This is a genomic window from Micromonospora sp. WMMD736 (assembly GCF_049179015.1).
GTDB lineage: Bacteria > Actinomycetota > Actinomycetes > Mycobacteriales > Micromonosporaceae > Micromonospora.
In genome coordinates this window covers 6756401-6772923 of sequence record NZ_JBMHMI010000001.1, presented here as the reverse complement: position 1 = coordinate 6772923, position 16523 = coordinate 6756401, and the positions used below count along the sequence as shown (strand labels likewise).

Annotated in this window: 18 protein-coding genes and 1 pseudogene; 9 read left to right on the top strand and 10 right to left on the bottom strand. The window is 73.7% G+C overall.

Annotated elements, in window-relative coordinates; translation table 11 throughout:
• Positions 1–8 precede the first annotated feature (8 nt).
• The 4 genes from ACN269_RS30810 to ACN269_RS30795 are packed head-to-tail and all read right to left on the bottom strand — an operon-like array spanning position 9 to position 4535.
• Positions 9–692 carry a D-sedoheptulose-7-phosphate isomerase gene (locus ACN269_RS30810; RefSeq protein ID WP_421476661.1) on the bottom strand — a complete coding sequence of 228 codons (684 nt, stop codon included), beginning with the start codon at positions 690–692 and terminating at the stop codon, positions 9–11.
• Positions 689–1906 (bottom strand): glycosyltransferase, encoded by a 1218-nt coding sequence (locus tag ACN269_RS30805; protein ID WP_421475748.1) that lies wholly within the window; start codon positions 1904–1906, stop codon positions 689–691. The genes ACN269_RS30810 and ACN269_RS30805 overlap by 4 nt, the downstream gene beginning before the upstream one ends.
• Positions 1891–2865, bottom strand: coding sequence for a glycosyltransferase (locus ACN269_RS30800; protein ID WP_421475746.1), 975 nt, complete (start codon positions 2863–2865; stop codon positions 1891–1893). The genes ACN269_RS30805 and ACN269_RS30800 overlap by 16 nt, the downstream gene beginning before the upstream one ends.
• Positions 2862–4535, bottom strand: coding sequence for an HAD-IIIA family hydrolase (locus ACN269_RS30795; protein ID WP_421475744.1), 1674 nt, complete (start codon positions 4533–4535; stop codon positions 2862–2864). The genes ACN269_RS30800 and ACN269_RS30795 overlap by 4 nt, the downstream gene beginning before the upstream one ends.
• Before the next feature lie 155 nt (positions 4536–4690).
• On the opposite strand from ACN269_RS30795, the gene ACN269_RS30790 reads away from it, so the two are divergent.
• Positions 4691–5137 carry an SRPBCC family protein gene (locus ACN269_RS30790; protein WP_421475742.1) on the top strand — a complete coding sequence of 149 codons (447 nt, stop codon included), beginning with the start codon at positions 4691–4693 and terminating at the stop codon, positions 5135–5137.
• Positions 5138–5275: 138 nt separating this feature from the next.
• Positions 5276–6043 carry a polyprenol monophosphomannose synthase gene (locus tag ACN269_RS30785; RefSeq protein ID WP_396802498.1) on the top strand — a complete coding sequence of 256 codons (768 nt, stop codon included), beginning with the start codon at positions 5276–5278 and terminating at the stop codon, positions 6041–6043.
• A gap of 51 nt (positions 6044–6094) precedes the next feature.
• Here ACN269_RS30785 and ACN269_RS30780 read toward each other — a convergent pair whose 3' ends face one another.
• Positions 6095–7705 (bottom strand): phytoene desaturase family protein, encoded by a 1611-nt coding sequence (locus ACN269_RS30780; protein ID WP_421475741.1) that lies wholly within the window; start codon positions 7703–7705, stop codon positions 6095–6097.
• A 72-nt stretch (positions 7706–7777) separates the two neighbouring features.
• On the opposite strand from ACN269_RS30780, the gene ACN269_RS30775 reads away from it, so the two are divergent.
• Positions 7778–9211 (top strand): aldehyde dehydrogenase family protein, encoded by a 1434-nt coding sequence (locus ACN269_RS30775; protein ID WP_421475739.1) that lies wholly within the window; start codon positions 7778–7780, stop codon positions 9209–9211.
• A 72-nt stretch (positions 9212–9283) separates the two neighbouring features.
• Here ACN269_RS30775 and ACN269_RS30770 read toward each other — a convergent pair whose 3' ends face one another.
• Entirely contained in the window at positions 9284–9685 is a 402-nt protein-coding gene (locus ACN269_RS30770) for a ChaB family protein (protein ID WP_421475737.1), read from the bottom strand.
• 166 nt (positions 9686–9851) lie between these two features.
• Here ACN269_RS30770 and ACN269_RS30765 point away from each other — a divergent pair, with 166 nt between their 5' ends.
• The 4 genes from ACN269_RS30765 to ACN269_RS30750 all read left to right on the top strand — a co-directional run bounded on the left by ACN269_RS30765 (position 9852) and on the right by ACN269_RS30750 (position 12189).
• On the top strand, positions 9852–10829 hold the full coding sequence (locus ACN269_RS30765; protein ID WP_421475735.1) for a YihY/virulence factor BrkB family protein: 978 nt from the start codon (positions 9852–9854) through the stop codon (positions 10827–10829).
• 83 nt (positions 10830–10912) lie between these two features.
• Positions 10913–11329 (top strand): DUF2795 domain-containing protein, encoded by a 417-nt coding sequence (locus tag ACN269_RS30760; protein ID WP_421475733.1) that lies wholly within the window; start codon positions 10913–10915, stop codon positions 11327–11329.
• A 47-nt stretch (positions 11330–11376) separates the two neighbouring features.
• A complete protein-coding gene (locus ACN269_RS30755) occupies positions 11377–11838 on the top strand; it encodes an SRPBCC family protein (protein ID WP_421475731.1) in 462 nt (153 codons plus the stop codon).
• Between the two features lie 99 nt (positions 11839–11937).
• Positions 11938–12189 carry a hypothetical protein gene (locus ACN269_RS30750; protein ID WP_421475729.1) on the top strand — a complete coding sequence of 84 codons (252 nt, stop codon included), beginning with the start codon at positions 11938–11940 and terminating at the stop codon, positions 12187–12189.
• Here ACN269_RS30750 and ACN269_RS30745 read toward each other — a convergent pair.
• Positions 12144–13415: an MFS transporter gene (locus ACN269_RS30745; protein WP_421475728.1), complete on the bottom strand. Its 1272-nt coding sequence runs from the start codon at positions 13413–13415 to the stop codon at positions 12144–12146. The genes ACN269_RS30750 and ACN269_RS30745 overlap by 46 nt on opposite strands.
• Positions 13416–13572: 157 nt before the next feature.
• On the opposite strand from ACN269_RS30745, the gene ACN269_RS30740 reads away from it, so the two are divergent.
• Positions 13573–13782 (top strand): hypothetical protein, encoded by a 210-nt coding sequence (locus ACN269_RS30740; protein WP_355053423.1) that lies wholly within the window; start codon positions 13573–13575, stop codon positions 13780–13782.
• A 92-nt stretch (positions 13783–13874) separates the two neighbouring features.
• Here the strand turns inward: ACN269_RS30740 and ACN269_RS30735 are convergent.
• Both ACN269_RS30735 and ACN269_RS30730 read right to left on the bottom strand, forming a co-directional pair.
• A pseudogene (locus ACN269_RS30735) lies at positions 13875–14420 on the bottom strand (hypothetical protein); the annotation flags it as partial.
• Between the two features lie 67 nt (positions 14421–14487).
• Positions 14488–14928 carry a hypothetical protein gene (locus ACN269_RS30730; protein WP_421475726.1) on the bottom strand — a complete coding sequence of 147 codons (441 nt, stop codon included), beginning with the start codon at positions 14926–14928 and terminating at the stop codon, positions 14488–14490.
• 161 nt (positions 14929–15089) lie between these two features.
• Here ACN269_RS30730 and ACN269_RS30725 point away from each other — a divergent pair, with 161 nt between their 5' ends.
• On the top strand, positions 15090–15443 hold the full coding sequence (locus ACN269_RS30725) for a DUF6401 family natural product biosynthesis protein (protein WP_421475724.1): 354 nt from the start codon (positions 15090–15092) through the stop codon (positions 15441–15443).
• Positions 15444–15505: 62 nt separating this feature from the next.
• Here the strand turns inward: ACN269_RS30725 and ACN269_RS30720 are convergent, their stop codons facing one another.
• Positions 15506–16369 carry a mechanosensitive ion channel family protein gene (locus tag ACN269_RS30720; RefSeq protein WP_421475722.1) on the bottom strand — a complete coding sequence of 288 codons (864 nt, stop codon included), beginning with the start codon at positions 16367–16369 and terminating at the stop codon, positions 15506–15508.
• Positions 16370–16523 lie beyond the last annotated feature (154 nt).

Genomic DNA, 16523 nt, shown 5'->3' with positions numbered 1-16523 from the left:
CCTCATGCTCACGCGTCGATCTGCTGTGCGGTCGGGCCGTCGAGCACCACCTCGACCCCGGTGCGTACCGGCCCGGAGGCGAGTCGACGGGCCGTCGCCGGCTCGGCGGCGGCCAGCGCCGCGGGCAACTCCTTCTCGAGGTACTCGCAGATCAGGTGGCTGGTGACGAGATGCAGCTCCTGGACGACCTGGGTGTCGGTCGACGACACGGCGAGCACCTCGTCGCAGGCGTCCGCGAGGGGGTTGGGGGCGGGTCCGGTGAGCGCCCAGGAGGTGAGCCCGGCGTCGCGCGCGGCGTGCGCGGCGCTGAGCAGATTGCCGCTGACGCCGCTGGTGCTGAGCAGCAGCAGCACGTCGCCGGGTCGGCCGTGGGCGCGGACCTGACGGGCGTAGACGTCGGCGTAGCCGTAGTCGTTGGCGATGGCCGTCACCGCGCTGGTCTCGGCGTGCAGGGCGATCGCCGACAGCGGCTGACGGTCGTCGTGCAGCTTGCCGACCAGTTCGGCGGTGAGGTGCTGGGCCTCGGCGGCGCTGCCGCCGTTGCCGGCCACGAGCAGTCGTCCGCCGCCGGCCAGCCGGTGGGCCAGGTGCGCGCCCCAGCGCGCCAACTGCGGTTCACACCGGCGGTACGGGCCCAGTGCCGCGGCGAGGTTGGTCAGGTGCGTATCGAGCGGGCTGACCGCCGGCATCAGGCCACCACCCGGGTCGGCCGGCGGACGGTGGCGACCTCGTTGTAGACCTCGGCGAGGCGTTCGGCGGTGGCCTCCCACGAGTAGCGCGACCGGGCCCGCTCGCGGGCCGCCGTGGCGTACCGGAAGCGGCGGATCCGGTCGTCGAGCAGTCCTCGGATCGCGGCGGCGAGGGCGTTGGGGTCGCGGGCCGGCACGAGGTCACCGGTCGTACCGTCGACGACGGTGTCGCGGATGCCGCCCACGGCGGTGCCGACGACCGGCACGCCGCACGCCATCGCCTCCAGCGGGGTCAGCCCGAACGGCTCGTACCAGGGGGCGGCGACCAGCAGGTCCGCCGAGCGGTACCAGCGGCCCATCTCCTCGCGGGGCACCGCGCCGACCAGGTGCACCCGGTCGGCGACCCCGCACGACTCGGCGAGGGCCCGCAACCGCCGGGCGTACGGGTCGGTTTCCAGCAGCCCTTCGGGCGGCCCGCCGACCACGACGCACTCCGCGTCGGGCACCAGCGCCATCGCGCGCACGACCGTCTGGAAGCCCTTGCGCTCGACCAGCCGGCCCACGGTGAGGATGCGGGCGCGGCCCGGCTCCCGGTCGGCGGCCGGCCCGAGCGGGGCGAACGAGGCGAGGTTGACGCCGGAGGGCACGACCGTCATGCGTGACCGGGGCACCCCCATCCGGACCAGTTCGCCGACCTCGTCGCGGCACTGGGCGACCACCCGGTCCACCGAGCGGCCCAGCTCCCGTTCGTAGGCGATGCGCCGGGCCGGGCTGGTGTCCTGCACGCCCTGGTGGCGGCGCTTGACCGTGCCCAGCGCGTGGTACGTCTGCACCACCGGCACGCCGGTCTGCCGGCCGGCGGTCAGCGCGGCGAGGCCACTCATCCAGAAGTGCGCGTGGATCACCTCGGGCGTCCAGTCCCCGCCCCGCCACCGCTCGACGAGCCACTGGCTGAACTCGCGCATGTGCGGCAGCAGCGCGTCCTTCGCGACCGGCTCGGCCGGACCGGCGGGCACGTGCACCACGTCGTACCCGTCCGGGGCGCGGACGGTCACCGGCAGGTCGAGGGCGTCGCGGCGGGTGTAGACCCGCACGTCGTGCCCGGCGGCGACGAGCGCGGCGGACAACTCGGCCACGTGCGTGTTCTGGCCGCCGGCGTCCTCCCCTCCGAGGATGGCGAGCGGGCTGGCGTGCTCCGAGATCATCGCGATCCGCATACTTCCTCCTCCAGCAGCCGGTCCCAGTCAGCGAGGAAACGGTCGAGGCCGTATCTGTCGCGCGCGGCGGCCTGGGCCGCCACGCCGGCCTGGCGTGCGGCCGCCGGCTCGGCGATGAACCGGCGGGCGGCGTCGAGCAGGACGTCCATCCGGGTGGCGAGGGCCCCCGCCCCGGGGGGCACGGCGGTGACCGCCTCGGTGGTGGCGAGCGCGACGACCGGCATGCCGATCGCCATCGCCTCGATGAGGCTGAGCCCGAGGCTGGTCCAGCGGCACAGGTGCAGGTACGCCCGCCGACGGGCCAGCTCGGCGTGCATCCGGTCCTGCGGGACGTCGTCGTGGCTGGTGAGCCGGTCGGCGGGCAGTCCGAGGTGGTCGGCGAGGCCCGCGACGCCCATGCCGAACACGTCCAGGGGCGCGATCTCGGCGAACTGGGGCAGCAGGTCGGTGCCGGTGACCCGGCCCCGCCGCACCGGCTCGTTGATCACGACGGCGAGCCGGTCCAGTTCACCCGTGTACGACACGGCCGGCGCGACGATGCCGTGGTCGACGACGCTGGTGCGGGTCGCGCCGGTGTCCCAGAAGATCTGGTTGAAACCGGTGACGTGGGCGACGAGCAGGTCGTCACGGTCGGCCATCGGGTGCCGGGTGTTCGGGACGTCGCCCTTGGGCGTGTTGTGCTCGACGTAGATGGCGGGCAGGTCGCGACCCGGACGCCGGCCCAGCCACTGCTCGGCCAGGTCGATCTCCTCGGGACGTTGCAGGACGACCACGTCGACGTCGGCGCCCGGCAGATCGTCGGGGGTCACCTCGACGGCGCTGTCCGGCCACGGGTACGTGCGCGCCCGGCCGAGGCCGTACGGACCCCGGTCGGGCGTGGTGGGGATCAGGTAGCGGTGACCGCCGTGCACGAAGGACGTCGTCCAGGAGCCGTGCACGTGCCAGAGCAGGATGTTCATCGGACGCCACCACCGCTGGCGGTCAGTGTCCGTACCGCCTCCACCACCTCGGCCGGGTCGACGCCGCTCAGGCACGGGTGCCCGGGCACCGGGCAGCTCGCCGCCCGGGTGTCACGGCAGGGCGCGCCCGCGTCGCCGAGCCGGACGGTGGGCACCCGGTAGGGACCCCACTGCCCGAAGGGGACGGTCGGCGCGAACAGGCTCACCACCGGTACGCCCGCCGCGGCGGCCAGGTGCGCGGGCCCGGTGTTGCCGACCACCACGGCAGCGGCGTCGGCAACGAGCGCGGCCAGCCCGGCGAGGTCGGTCGTACCGCCCAGGTCGGTGCCGCCCGCCGCCGCGACCCGAGCGGTCACGGTCCGCTCGTCGGGCCCGCCGGTGACCAGCACGCGATGCCCGGCCGCGCTGAGCGCCCCGGCGATGCCGGCGGCCAGCTCGGTCGGGCAGGCCCGGCTCGACGCGGCCGAGCCCGGGTGCAGCACCACGTAGCCGGGATCACCGACGGCGGCCGGGCGGGACGCCACGACGTCGTCGCGGAGCCGCAGCACGGGTTCGTCGCCGGCCGGCAACCGGTGACCGGCCGCGGCGGCGAGGGAGAGCGCCCGCTCGGGTTCGGGGACGCCCACCGGCACCCGGTGGCGGATGTCCACCAGCGCGCCCGGATAGTCGTCGCTGATCGCGGCGATCCGGGTGATCCCGGCCATCCGCAGCAGCAACGCCAGCGGCAGGGCGGACTGGTGGAACGAGGTGAACACGACCGCCTCGTCCGCGCCGACGGCGGCGAGGCGGGCGGTCAGCCGCCGCATGTCGGCCTCCTCGACGGGCGTCGGCGCGGGGTCGATCCACGGCAGCGGGTGCTCGATGATCTCGTCGACGCCGGGCAGCAGCTCGGCGGCGGCACGCCCGCGTGGTCCGCAGAGCAGCACCACCCGTCGCGCGCCGGCCGCGACGGCCCGGATCGCCGGCCCGGTGACGAGCACGTCCCCGGCCGAGTCCGAGCGCACCACCAGCGCGGTGCCCACACCGTCGGTGGTTCGCGCGGGCTGCACGGCCCGCTGGCGGCGCAGGATCTCGTCGACCGCGGCGGGCAGGTCCGTCGCCACCCAGCCGGCGGCGGCGATCTCCTCCGGACGGGTCACCGGCGTGGGCACCAGCACCCCGGCCGCACCGGCGGCCAGCGCCGCGCCCACGTCACGCCCGATGTCGCCGACCAGCACGCAGCGCGAGGCGCTCGTGCCCAACTCCCGGGCGGCGGCGTGCACCAGGCCGGGCGACGGTTTGCGGCAGTCGCAGCCGTCGACGTCGTCGTGCGGACAGACCAGCCAGGCGTCGAAGCCGCCCAGCAGCTCCTCGACGCGGGCGTGCACCGCCCGCATCTGCTCCTCGTCGAAGTAGCCCCGGGCCAGGCCGGACTGGTTGGTCACCACCGCGAGGCGCAGACCGGCGGCCCGCAGTCGGTCCAGCGCCGCGCGGACCCCGGGCAGCGGGCGTACCTTCTCCGGGTCGCCGTTGTACGGCACGTCCTCGATCAGGGTGCCGTCGCGGTCGAGCAGGACCGCGTCGTACAAGACGCCGCCGTGCGGGGCGGCAGGCCCGCGACCAGCCCGGCCAGAACCGGCGTACACCCGGGCTGACCTGCGCTGATACGGATCCTCCTGGTCCTGTCGCACAGCCGGCGGGTTCCCGGCGCCCGAAGGAGTAAACGTCGTCGGCGGCGCCGTGGGCCGCGCCACCGGCGGTGCCCCACGTCGGCCTTACCCGCCGCTGCGAAGAAGCTAACCCGCCGGCCCGTTAGCCTCCGTCGCCACCCGGGTATGGGAGTCCAGTGGCGATAGTGGAGAAAGTGATCGACGCTCCCCCGCAGCAGGTGTTCGACGTGCTGGCCGACGGGTGGACGTACAGCGACTGGGTGGTCGGTACGGCGCACGTGCGCAACGTGGACGAGGCCTGGCCCCGGGTGGGCAGCCAACTGCACCACCGGGCCGGCCCGTGGCCGTTCTCCCTGCAGGACGCCTCGACGGTGCTGGTCTGCGAGCCGCCGCACCGGCTGGTGCTGCGGGCCGGGCTGTGGCCGGCCGGAGAGGCGATCGTGGCGTTCACCCTGGAACCGGTCGACGGGGGCGCCACCCGCGTGCGGATCGGTGAGGACTTCGCGGCCGGTCCGCTGCGCTGGGTCCGGAACAAGGCCAACGACCTCGTGCTGCACCTGCGCAACCGGGAGACGTTGGCCCGGCTCTCCGACATCGCCACCCGGCAGAAGGGCCCGCAGTGACGCGGGAGGTGGTCCGCCGCCTACGCTGAGCGCGCCGTCACCTGCGGGCGGCCCGGCCCACGGGGAGCCTTTTCAATCCGGGTCGGGCAACTGGCTACCCTCTGGGGTAGCCGTGTCCGCAAACCGAGGATGTCCGACATGATCGAGCCCGTCCAGCTGCCGTCGCCGTGGCGAGACGTACACCTGACAGTCGTCGTGCCCACCTACAACGAGGCGGGCAACCTGCCGGCGCTGGTCGAGCGGCTGCTCGCGCTGCCGCTGCCGGGGCTGCGCATCCTCGTCGCCGACGACAACTCCCCCGACGGCACCGGCGAGGTGGCCGACAAGCTGGCCATCGAGTACCCGGAGCGGATCGAGGTGATGCACCGGGCCGGCAAGGAGGGCCTGGGTCGGGCGTACGTCGACGGGATGACCCGGGCGCTCGAGGGCGGGGCCGAGTTCGTGGCGCAGATGGACGCCGACCTGTCGCACCCGCCGGAGGCGCTGCCGGGGATGCTGGGCGCGCTGCTCTCCACCCAGGCGGGCGTGGTGATCGGTTCCCGGTACGTGCCGGGCGGCGAGCTGGACGAGAACTGGCCGCTGTACCGCCGGGCGCTGAGCGGCTGGGCGAACCTGTACGTGCACACGCTGCTGCGGGTGCGCATCCGCGACCTGACCGCCGGCTTCAAGATCTGGCGAGCCGACGCGCTGAAGGACATCGGCCTGCACCGGGTGCAGTCCAACGGCTACAGCTTCCAGGTGGAGATGCACTACCTGGCCACCAAGCTGGGGCACACGATCCTGGAGGTCCCGATCCGCTTCGAGGAGCGGCGTGACGGCGTCTCCAAGATGACCACCGCGACCAAGGTCGAGAGCGCGCTGATGCCGTTCCGCCTGCGCAGCAAGCACCGCAACATCACCTCCTGAGCCCACCTCGTCGACCGAGGGGTTCGCGGCGCGAACCTCTCGGTCGACGGTTCATTTCGGCGGGTAGACGGTCCGGTGGGCCGCGGCGATGGCCGCCGCGTAGGCCGCGCCCGTTAGGACGCGGTCGCGGGCCAGGGCCGCGCGGGCCGCGTTCGCGCCCGGCGCGCCGTGCACCCCACCGCCCGGGTGCGCCGACGAGCTGGCCAGAAAGAGCCGGTCCACCGGGGTGTCCGCGCGGCCCAGGCCGGGGATCGGGCGCAGGAACAACTGTTGGTACGCGGCGGCGGTGCCCCCGCCCAGCGCGCCGCCGACCAGGCTCGGGTCGCCCTTCTCCAGGTCGGCCGGCCCGGCCACGTGCCGGCCCACGATGAGCTGCCGGAAGCCCGGGGCGGCCGCTTCGAGCACGTCCTCCATGCGCTCCACGTGTCCGGCGATGTCCTCGGCCCGCCAGTTCCGCCGGAACGGCAGGTGGGTGTACGACCAGAGCGACTCGGTGCCCGGCGGCGAGTGGCTGGGGTCGGCCACCGACATCTGCCCCACCAGCAGGAACGGGTCGCGGGGCAGTTCACCCCGGGCCAGCTCGCCGGCGTAGCGGGTCAGCCCGTCGAGGTCCGCGCCGAGGTGCACGGTGCCGGCCCCGGCGATCGCCCGGTTGGTCCACGGGACACCGGCGGAGAGCGCCCAGTCCACCTTCAGCGTCGAGCCGTCCCACCGGAAGTGCGCCAGGTCCTCCACCAGCCGCGACGGCAGGACCGCCGCACCGACGAGGTCGAGGTAGAGGGCCGGCGCCGGCACGTCGGCGAGGACCGCCCGCCGGGCCCGCCACAGGGTGCCGCCCTCGGTGCGGACGCCCATCGCCCGGCCGCGCGCGGTGAGCACCCGGTCGACGCGCGCGCCGTACAGGATGCGGCCGCCGCGTTCGGCGAGCCGGTCCACGAGCGCGTTGGTGATCCGCCCCGCGCCGCCGTCGGGCACCGGCCAGCCGACCTGCTGGCCGAGCATGGCCAGCAGCCAGCCGTACACGCCGGAACCGGCCTCCTCGGGCGACAGGTCGGTGTGCAGGGCGCAGCCGGCGAGCAGCGCGGGCCCGCCCTCGCCGTCGAACAGCTCGTCGCCCAGTTTGCGGACCGGCACCACGAGTCGGCGGGCCAGCCGGAGCGCCCCCGCGACCCGCAGCCGCCGCAGCAGACCCAGTCCGCCGCGTACCGGCGGGAACGGCGTGGTGATCGTGGTCAGCATCGGCTCGGCCACCTCGAGCCAGTCCGTGTACGCGGTGAGCCAGCGCTTCCCGTCGCCGGGGGCGAACTGTTCCAGCGAGGCGGCCGTCGCGTCCGGGTCCCGGTTGATCACCGCGGCCCGGCCGTCGGGCAGCAGGTGCGCCAGCACGTCCGGGGCGTGTCGCCAGGACAGCCCGTGGCGGCCCAGGTCGAGGCCGTCGAGCACCGGCGAGGCGTACCCGAGGGGGTAGAAGGAGCTGTAGAGGTCACTCAGATAGCCCGGCGCGGTGACCTCGGCCGACTGGACGGCGCCGCCGGGTACGGCGGTCGCTTCCAGCACGACCACGTCCCACCCGGCGTCGGCCAGCAGGTTCGCCGCGACCAGGCCATTGTGCCCGGCGCCGATGACGACGGCGTCCGCGCTCTCCGCGCCGGTGGTAGTCATCCGATCCGCCTACCCGGCGCGCAACCGGGCGAAACGCGTTTGTCTCGCCGGGACCCGGGCATCCAGCGCCGCATGTACACGGTTGCGCAGCTGGTGGGCGGGGTGTGGGGCGCGGGCGGGTCCGGCGGCGAGCTGGTCGTGCGTGATCCGGCGGACGGCGAACCGGTCACCTCGGCGCCGGTCGCCACCGCCGACGAGGTCGGCAAGGCGGCCCAGGCGGCGCGCGAGGCGGCCGACGAATGGGCGGCGACCGCGCCGGCCGAGCGCGCGGCGGCGCTGCACCGGGCCGCGGACGCGGTCGCGGCGCTCACCGACGACCTGGCGGCGGCGGTCACCGCGGAGATGGGCAAGCCACTCGCGGACGCCCGCGGCGGCGTAGAGGCGGGCATCGGCACCCTGCGACAGTACGCGGAGATCGCACCGCTGCGCGGCGGGCGGACGTTGCACGGCGCGACCGACGCGGTGGACTTCATGACGCCGCAGCCGCGCGGTGTGGTCGCCGCGATCACCCCCTGGAACGATCCGGTGGCGGTGTCGTGCGGGCTGCTCGGCGCGGCCCTGGTCACCGGCAACGTGGTGCTCTACAAGCCGAGCGAGCGGACGCCCGCGACGGGCTGGCTGCTGGCCCGGGCCCTGGACGGGGCGTTGCCGGCGGGCGTGCTGTCCCTGCTCACCGGCGGCCCGGAGGTCGGGGCGGCGTTGGCCGCGCAGGACCTGGACGTGATCGCGCACGTGGGTTCCACCGCGACCGGACGGAAGATCGCCGCCGCCGCTGCCGGCACCGGCGCGAAGGTGCTGCTGGAGAACGGCGGCAGCGACCCGCTCGTCGTCGACGCGGGTGTCGACCCCGAGTGGGCGGCGCAGCAGGCCGCGCTCGGCGCGTTCGCCAACGCCGGGCAGATCTGCGTCGCGGTGGAGCGGATCTACGTGCACCGCGACCTGGCCGACGATTTCGTGGCGGCGTTGGTGCGCCGGGCCGACGCGTTGCGGGTCGGGCCGGGGCGCGACCCGGGCACCGAGTTGGGCCCGCTGGTCGACCGGCGGCACCGGGACCACGTGCACGGACAGGTGACGGCGGCGGTGGCGGCCGGCGCGCGGGTACGCACCGGTGGGGAACTGCCGGAGGGACCCGGGGCGTACTACCCGGCCACCGTGATCGCCGACTGCCGGCACGACATGGCGTTGGTGCGCGAGGAGACGTTCGGACCGGTCGCCCCGGTGGTGGTGGTCGACTCGTTCGACGAGGCGCTGACCTGCGCGGCGGACTCCCCGTACGGGTTGGCGGCCACGGTGCTCACCGGGTCGATGAGCCACGCGCAGCGGGCCTGGCGGGAGCTGCCGGTCGGCACCGTGAAGGTCAACGCGGTGTTCGGCGGGGCGCCGGGCGGGGCCGCGCATCCGCGCCGGGCCAGCGGTCAGGGCTTCGGCTACGGCCCGGAGTTGCTGGACGAGTTCACGGCCATGAAGGCGGTGCACATCGAGGCGCCCGGCGGCGGCCAGTGGTGAGCGCTCAGCGGCGAGCGGCACGGGGCGGACGCAGGGGTGGCGCGTCCGCCCCGTGCCGAGCCTGCCCGTGGGTCAGTCGCCGCGAGCCTTGCGGGTCGCCCGGTCGTTGGCCTTCTCGATGGCCGTGACCAACTCCGACTTGGTCATGCTCGACCGGCCCGGTACGTCCAGCTTGCGGGCCACCGACATCAGGTGGTCCTTGCTGGCGTTGGCGTCCACCCCACCGGCGGTGGGGGCGCGCCGCTCGGGGCCACCGCCGGCGGCCTGGCGGTCGCTCGGGCCCTTACGGCCCTTGGGCTCCCAGTGGTCGCCCACCTTCTCGAACTGGTGCTTCACCGCCGCGAAGGCGGTACGGTGCGACCGCTCGCCCTCGCCGTAGGTCTCCACCGCCGAGTCGTGCGTCTTCTCCCAGGTGCGCTGCGCCTTGTCCGGGGAGCGTCGCAGCGTGCTGGGCATGTCCTCGCGCCCGGGCATCTCGTCCTCCTCCGCATAGACAGAGTGACTGTCAGTCTTCCCAACGAGCACGGCGGCAAACCCCGGGGCGGCCGAGCGGGTTTGTCGATTTCCCGCTCTGGGTACCGGCCGGTCCAGGCCAGACCGGACGACCGGTCATCCGGTGGCCGGGGCACAGGGAGCGGGCATGACGACCACGGACCCCTCTACGACGCTCGCCGGCACGCGATTCCCCCGCCGGATCCGGCAGTTGAGCTGGCGTACGTGGCGCGGGGTGCTGGTCCGCAGCGTGCAGAACTTCGTCAACGACAACTGCTCGGACTGGGCCGCCGCGCTCACCTACTACGGGGTGCTGGCGCTCTTTCCGTCCGCCATCGTGGTGGTGGCTCTCGTCGGCCTCGTCTCGTCGGGCGAGCGGACCCTCGACACGGTCGTCGAGCTGGCCAAGCAGGTGGGCGCCGGTTCGGTGGTGGCCGACGACGACGGCGGCGTGGTCGGGGTGATCCGCTCGGTGGTGGTCCAGCAGAGCAACGCCAAGGTGCTGCTGAGCTTCGGCCTGCTCGGCGCGCTGTGGTCCGCCTCGGGCTTCATCGGCGCGTTCACCCGCGCCTCCAACGCCATCTACGGGGTGACCGAGGGCAGACCGGTCTGGAAGCTGCGGCCGTTGCAGATCGGCCTGGCCGCCGTGACGCTGGTGCTGCTCGCGGTGGTCGCCCTCGCCCTGATCGTCAGCGGCCCGGTCACCGACGCGGTCGGCGACTTGATCAACGCCGGTGGTCTGGCACGGACGGTGTGGAGCGTCGCGAAGTGGCCGGTGCTCGCCCTGGTGATGATGGTGCTGCTGTCCCTGCTGTTCTGGATCGCCCCGAACGTGCGCCAACCGCGCTTTCGCTGGCTCACCCCCGGCGGCGCGGTGGCCCTGTTCTCCTGGGCGGTGGTGTCCTTCGGTTTCGGCTTCTACGTCGCGAACTTCGCCACCTACAAGACGACCTACGGCAGCCTGGGCGCGGCCATCGCGTTCCTGGTCTGGCTCTACCTGTCCAACAGCGCCCTGATGCTCGGCGTCCAGATCAACGCCGAGGTGCAGCGCGGCCGGCAGTTGCAGGCGGGCGAGGAGGACGCGGGCGATCCGGTGCTGCCGCCGCGCAAGGCGGCCGAGGACTGAGAAGGCACCGGATGTCCGGCCCGGGGGCCGGTTCGCGACCCGGTGCCGGTTTACCGGACGGGGTGCCGGGTAGCGCAGAAGACATGGAGCGTGGCAACAGCAAGCACGGACCGAGGATCGACGAGCAGATGAGCCAGGAGGTCAGCGGCCTCGTGCAGGGGCCGGGCACCGGCGGCTCACGGGTTGACGAGGCCCGGGTGCCCGAGCCGGCCGGCGAGGACCAGCCGGAGGCCACCACGGCCCCGGCGGGCGACCTGCGCACCGGCACCCCGCAGGGGATGAGTTCCACCGACGTGGAGCAGCGCAGCCGGCTCGGCCGGTTCATCTCGATGAGCGCGCTGCCCGGCGACCGCCTGGTGCTCATCGCCAGCGCGCGGGAGAACGAGGCGCCCGACGACATCGTGGCGGCGCTGGAACGGCTGCCCGAGGGCACCGAGTACCAGACCGTCTCCGAGGTGTGGGCCGCGCTCGGCCACAAGAACGAGACGACCCGCTGGTAGTGATCGCCCCCCGATCCGACAGACAGCGGCCGAAGGAGGATTGACCCATGAGTGGCGTTACCGAACACGTCGAGGTTTCCGTACCCGTACGGACCGCGTACGACCAGTGGACGCAGTTCGAGGAGTTCCCCCAGTTCATGGAGGGCGTCCAGGAGGTCCGGCAGCTCTCCGAGACGATGACCCACTGGACGGTGGACATCGCCGGTGTCAAGCGCGAGTTCGACGCCGAGATCACCGAGCAGCTTCCCGACGAGCGGGTCGCGTGGCGCTCGACCGGCGGCACCCAGCAGGCCGGTGTGGTGACCTTCCACCGCCTGGACGAGAGCAAGACCCGGGTCACCCTTCAGCTCGAGTTCGAGCCGCACGGTGTGGTCGAGCAGGCCGGTGACAAGCTCGGCATCGTCGACCGGCGTGCCAAGGGCGACCTGGAGCGGTTCAAGACGTTCATCGAGCGGCGCGGTCAGGAGACCGGCGCCTGGCGTGGCACGGTGGACCGCCCGCAGCCGTGACGGGCGCGTACGCGATCGACGATGGCCGCCGGGAGTCCGGCGGCCATCGTCGTTTGCCGGGTCTGTTTGCGATCATCGCGCCCGGGTACCGCTGATGTCATGACGGACGACAGGGTGTGGCGTGACGAGGAGCGGCTGCCGCTGGAGGAGTTGGAGCGCGCCGTGGCGGGTTCCAGCATCGACGGGCAGGCCGACGACGTGACCGGCAACGACGCCGGTGAGGAGGCCGCCTTCGGGCACGGGCCGGCGGCGACCGACCGCGGTGGTGAGGCCCCGGGGCGGGAGCCGACCGACCCGCAGCGCGCCTACCGCCCGTCCACGACCGGGCGTACCGGACCGGACAACGGCTGATCCACGCCGGGCGGCCCGGTCCGCCCGGCGTCCCCGGACGGCCGGCGGGCGCCCAGTTCGTAGAGCACGATCAGCGCCAGCGCGAGCACCACCAGCGCCGCACCGAGCACCTCTACCGAGACGTTGCTGATCAGCACGCCGAGCCCCGCGGGGACGAGCGCCGCGCCCAGACCGGCGGCGCCGATCTGCAATCCGATCGCCCGGTCCGCGTGCGCCGCGCCGACCCGCTCGGCGGTGGTGAGGGTGAGCAGCGGGAACACCGGCGCGGCGGCGAAACCCACCACGATCAGGCCGAGCACCGCCAGCACGGCCGGGCCGGGTACGGCGATCAGCGCCGCGCCGACGGCCATGCCGGCCAGGCTAACCCGCAACACCAGCCGAGGCCCGAGCCGTTCGGCCACCATTCCCTGCACCACCCGGCCGACGAAGAGACTCCCCCAGTACGCCGAGACGCAGCCACCCGCGACCGCCGCGCTCAGGCCGCGCCCCTGGGTGAGCAGCAGGAACGCCCACAGCCCCGCGGACACCTCGATGGCGACGTACACCACGAAGGCCAGCGTCCCCGACCAGACGACCGGCAGGCGCAGCGTGGCCAGGACGGGCACCCGGACCGGCGACGGGTCGTCCGGTGTTTCCGCGTCCGCGTCCGGGGCGGAGTCGCGGCGTCGCCACGCGCGTACGGTCAGCGCGAACGCCGTGGCGAGGGCGAGTTGGGCGGCGGCCACGATGCCGTACCCCCACCGCGAGGCCAGGCCGGCGCTCAACGCGGCTGTCATGATCAGTGGGCCGATCGCCACACCCAGGCCGAAGAAGGCGTGCAGCCAGTTCATGTGGCGCGGGCCGAACGCGCCGGCGGCGTACGCGTTGAGCCCGGAGTCGACCGCGCCGGAGCCCAACCCGAGCAGCAGCGCGCAGCCCACGATCACGGCCAGCCCGGGGCTCAGGGCGTACCCGGTCAGCGCCAGGCTGGCGAGCAGGGTGCTGCCGGCGAGTAGCGCGCCCACGCCGATGCGGGCCAGCGTGAACCCGGCCAGCACGCTGGAGGTGAGGTAGCCGACCGTGCCCGCGGTGAGCAGCAGCCCGACGGCCTCGGTCGGTACGCCGAAGTCCGCCCGGATCGAGGGCCAGCCGACGCCGAGCAGGCCGTCCGGCAGGCCGAGGCTGACGAACGCGAGGTAGGCCAGCAGGAGCAGCGCGGCGCGGGGTGGCGGGGGCGAGGTGGACATGGGACAGCATCCTGCCGCAGCGCACCCTACCGGCGACGGGGGCCGCCCGCCCGCCGCGACAAGAAGTGGTGTCCGGACGGTCGAGAAAGCGGACAGCTCAGTCAGAATCGGCCGATCGGGGGACGGCAAACGAGCGTGTTCGCGTAAGAATTTCGGGATGCATCAAGGTTCCGGAATCCTCTCCACGCGTCAGCGCCGCCTCGCCTGGCTCGGCTTCCTGCTCGCCGCGCTCCAGGCGCCCGTGTCGGCCCGGCTCGTCTCCGACGACTCGTGGCTGTTCAGCGTCTGCGTCGCGCTGATGGTGGCCACCGTGATCATCGCCGACGACGCCGCCCGTCGCCGGCCCGCCAACGCCCCCAGCGAGTAGAGCGGCCGACCGCCTGCCCGGCTAGTCCGGGTACGCGGGGTCGATCACCATCTCCCGGATCTCGAGGATGCCGGGCCAGTACGGCGAGAGCGGCGACCCAGGTCCACCCCGACCGCAGCCGCCCCGACGCGGGCCACCCACGGCTCCAACGCCTCCACGGTGCCGGCGAACGTGGTCGCCGGGACGGCGACGAACAGCCTCGCCACCACCTCGGTCTCGCCCGGCTCGATGTCCAGCGTGCGGTCGGGGGTGAGGTCGGTGCCGTGGGTCGCCCCCTCCCAGCCCAACTCCTGGCTGGCCCGGTCGATCACCAGGCGGGTGGCCGGCGGCTCGGACGGAGGCACCACGGTCTCGGCGTAGCGGACATTCGACGAGTAGACGAAGTCCTGCTCCCGCCAGCCGAAGCGGCGCAACAGGCCGGAGGCCAGGTCGTGCATGGCGCGTTCCTCGTTCACGGCGACGCGCCAGCCCGACAGCAGCAGGTCCGCGCGCTCGATGTCGACGTCCATCCCGTCGGCGCCGAGCTCGTCGGCGAGCGGGGCGTACCGACGCAGCGTCGCGGCGGTGCTCTCCGTCCCGCGCTCCAGTCTGAGCATCGCCCTCATCGTGAACGGGGGCTTCCTGTCGTTCTTCGCCACGAACGCTCCTTGTGAATGATGGGGACCGGCCCACCGGGCCCCATCATTCACGTTGGCCGGTCCGCTGTCAGTCCGGGCGGGCCTCGTGCCCCGGCTGGCCCCGGGTACGGCGGCGCTCCTTCATCTCCGCCTCGTAGAGGTGCCGTCGCCCGCCCACCAACTCGTCGCGGGCCTGTCGGTCCAGCTCCCGGAACAGCGCGTGGTACCCGTCGTCGAAGTCCTCGACGATCTGGAACGTCCACCGGCCGGCGATCACGTTGCGACCCAGCAGCTCGGTGTCGATCCGTTCGGCGATCCGGTGGTGCCCGGCGGCGCGGAACTTCTCCACCGCGTCGTCGAGCATCAGGTCGGCGTGCCCGATGAGCTGGTGCAGCGAGTACAGGTGCCCGCGGGCCCGTTCGACGCACTCCAGAGCCTCGCTGAGCTTGCCCAGCGCGGCGACCGTCTCGTCGCTCACCCCGGCCGGCCGCCGGTGCTGCTCGTCCGGCCCGTCCGCCCGCTGCCCCATGGCTGCTCCCACGGTCTGTGTCGTCCTGCGTCGTCGGGTGCCTGGTGCCCCGTCTGTGCCGGATCAACCCTCGCGGCCAGCGTCGAGGTGTCCGGTGGCACAACCCACAAGCGCCGAGCGGCCGAGGTCGGTCGATCACCGGTGGGTTAGCCTCGGTCACCATGCGTGTGCCGTTCAACCGGGTCGCCGCCCCGACCGCCGTCGAGTCGGCGCGGTCCACCCTGGCCGCCCTCACCGTCTCCGTGGGCACCGCCGGCCTTGCGGCCGCCGCCGTCCGTCCCGGGCTGCTGGCGCTGGTCGACCAGCACGCCGCCGCCGTCCGCGACAGCCTGGACGGGGACCGGCGGCCGTTGACCGCCGCGACGCTCGCCGGTTACGCCGAGGGGGTACGCGCCGCCGCGCTGGAGCACGGCTGGACCCCGCCGCACGGCCCGGTGGACTGGAGCGCGCCGGAGTGGCCGCTGGCCCGGCTGTTGGCCGTCTGCGCGCTGGCCCGTTCGCTCGACCGTTCCTGAGCACACGGAGGGCGCCCAGGCGTGCTGCGTGGACGCCCTCCCCCGGGCACGGTCGTGCCCCGTTACGGGCGGTACTGCTGGGTCTGGTCGGCCGCACCGGACTGGTACGTGCCACGCCCGCCGGACATCGTCGACTGCTCGTCGACCCGGGGCATGGCCTGGGTCCGGTCGCCGCCACGGTCGGCCATCTGCCGCTCCATGTCGCCGCGCCCCGCCGAGGTGGCCCGCCGGTGCTCCTGCACCGCCTGGGCTTCCCGGGCGGCCCGGTCCAGCCAGCCGTCCCAGCGGTTCTGCATCGGCTTGACCAGGCCACCGCCGACGCCGACGATCAGGATGCCGGCGACCGTGGCGAGGACCGCGATCAGCACCGGAGTGGTGACCGTGGTGGCGATACCCACCTGGTTCAGGGCGGCGATCACGCCGAGCGCGATGATGAAGATCGCCGTCAGGTCCGCCAGGACCTTGCCGTACGAGAGTCCGCCCAGCGCCCCGGTGACCAGATCCCGGACGGCGTTGGCGATGGCGGCCGCGACCACCACGATGACGATCGCGATGAACGCGCGCGGCAGCCAGGCCACCACGCCGCTGATCAGGTCACTGATCGCGTTGGGCCCCCAGACTCCGAAGGCGAACTGCAGGGTGAACAGCAGGACGGCGTAGTACGCCAACCTGGCCAGGATGTCGCTGGCGTCGTACTTCGTTCTCTCGAGTGCCCGTTTGATGCCTCCGCGTTCGACGGCCTCGTCGAAGCGCACCCGTTCCAGCACCGCATCCACGATCTTGAGGACCGCTCTGGCGATGAGCCAGCCGACCACGAGGATGACGATGAAGGCCACTGCCTTCGGGATGAAGAGCAGCACCGACCTCCAGGTGTCGGCGATGGCGTCGCCGATGTCGGCCTGCCGCACCGCGAGGGTTTTCAGCATGATGTCCCTCCTGTCGCGTGGACTGCGCCGGGCGCATACCCGGCCACCGGTACGGCAGTCCGGGCGGCTCGCTGCCATTTTTCCGACAAGTCGCTCAACAGGGGCCCTGACCTGCCCGAACGGCAACCACGCGAGGGCCAGCGGCGACCCGCGC

Excerpts from the sequence above, each read along its gene's own strand:
- ACN269_RS30805 (WP_421475748.1), bottom strand. The coding sequence starts at position 1,906 with ATGCGGATCGCGATGATCTCGGAGCACGCCAGCCCGCTCGCCATCCTC.
- ACN269_RS30800 (WP_421475746.1), bottom strand. The coding sequence starts at position 2,865 with ATGAACATCCTGCTCTGGCACGTGCACGGCTCCTGGACGACGTCCTTC.
- ACN269_RS30785 (WP_396802498.1), top strand. The coding sequence starts at position 5,276 with ATGATCGAGCCCGTCCAGCTGCCGTCGCCGTGGCGAGACGTACACCTG.
- ACN269_RS30780 (WP_421475741.1), bottom strand. The coding sequence starts at position 7,705 with ATGACTACCACCGGCGCGGAGAGCGCGGACGCCGTCGTCATCGGCGCC.
- ACN269_RS30775 (WP_421475739.1), top strand. The coding sequence starts at position 7,778 with ATGTACACGGTTGCGCAGCTGGTGGGCGGGGTGTGGGGCGCGGGCGGG.
- ACN269_RS30770 (WP_421475737.1), bottom strand. The coding sequence starts at position 9,685 with ATGCCCGGGCGCGAGGACATGCCCAGCACGCTGCGACGCTCCCCGGAC.
- ACN269_RS30765 (WP_421475735.1), top strand. The coding sequence starts at position 9,852 with ATGACGACCACGGACCCCTCTACGACGCTCGCCGGCACGCGATTCCCC.
- ACN269_RS30760 (WP_421475733.1), top strand. The coding sequence starts at position 10,913 with ATGGAGCGTGGCAACAGCAAGCACGGACCGAGGATCGACGAGCAGATG.
- ACN269_RS30755 (WP_421475731.1), top strand. The coding sequence starts at position 11,377 with ATGAGTGGCGTTACCGAACACGTCGAGGTTTCCGTACCCGTACGGACC.
- ACN269_RS30750 (WP_421475729.1), top strand. The coding sequence starts at position 11,938 with ATGACGGACGACAGGGTGTGGCGTGACGAGGAGCGGCTGCCGCTGGAG.
- ACN269_RS30745 (WP_421475728.1), bottom strand. The coding sequence starts at position 13,415 with ATGTCCACCTCGCCCCCGCCACCCCGCGCCGCGCTGCTCCTGCTGGCC.
- ACN269_RS30740 (WP_355053423.1), top strand. The coding sequence starts at position 13,573 with ATGCATCAAGGTTCCGGAATCCTCTCCACGCGTCAGCGCCGCCTCGCC.
- ACN269_RS30730 (WP_421475726.1), bottom strand. The coding sequence starts at position 14,928 with ATGGGGCAGCGGGCGGACGGGCCGGACGAGCAGCACCGGCGGCCGGCC.
- ACN269_RS30725 (WP_421475724.1), top strand. The coding sequence starts at position 15,090 with ATGCGTGTGCCGTTCAACCGGGTCGCCGCCCCGACCGCCGTCGAGTCG.
- ACN269_RS30720 (WP_421475722.1), bottom strand. The coding sequence starts at position 16,369 with ATGCTGAAAACCCTCGCGGTGCGGCAGGCCGACATCGGCGACGCCATC.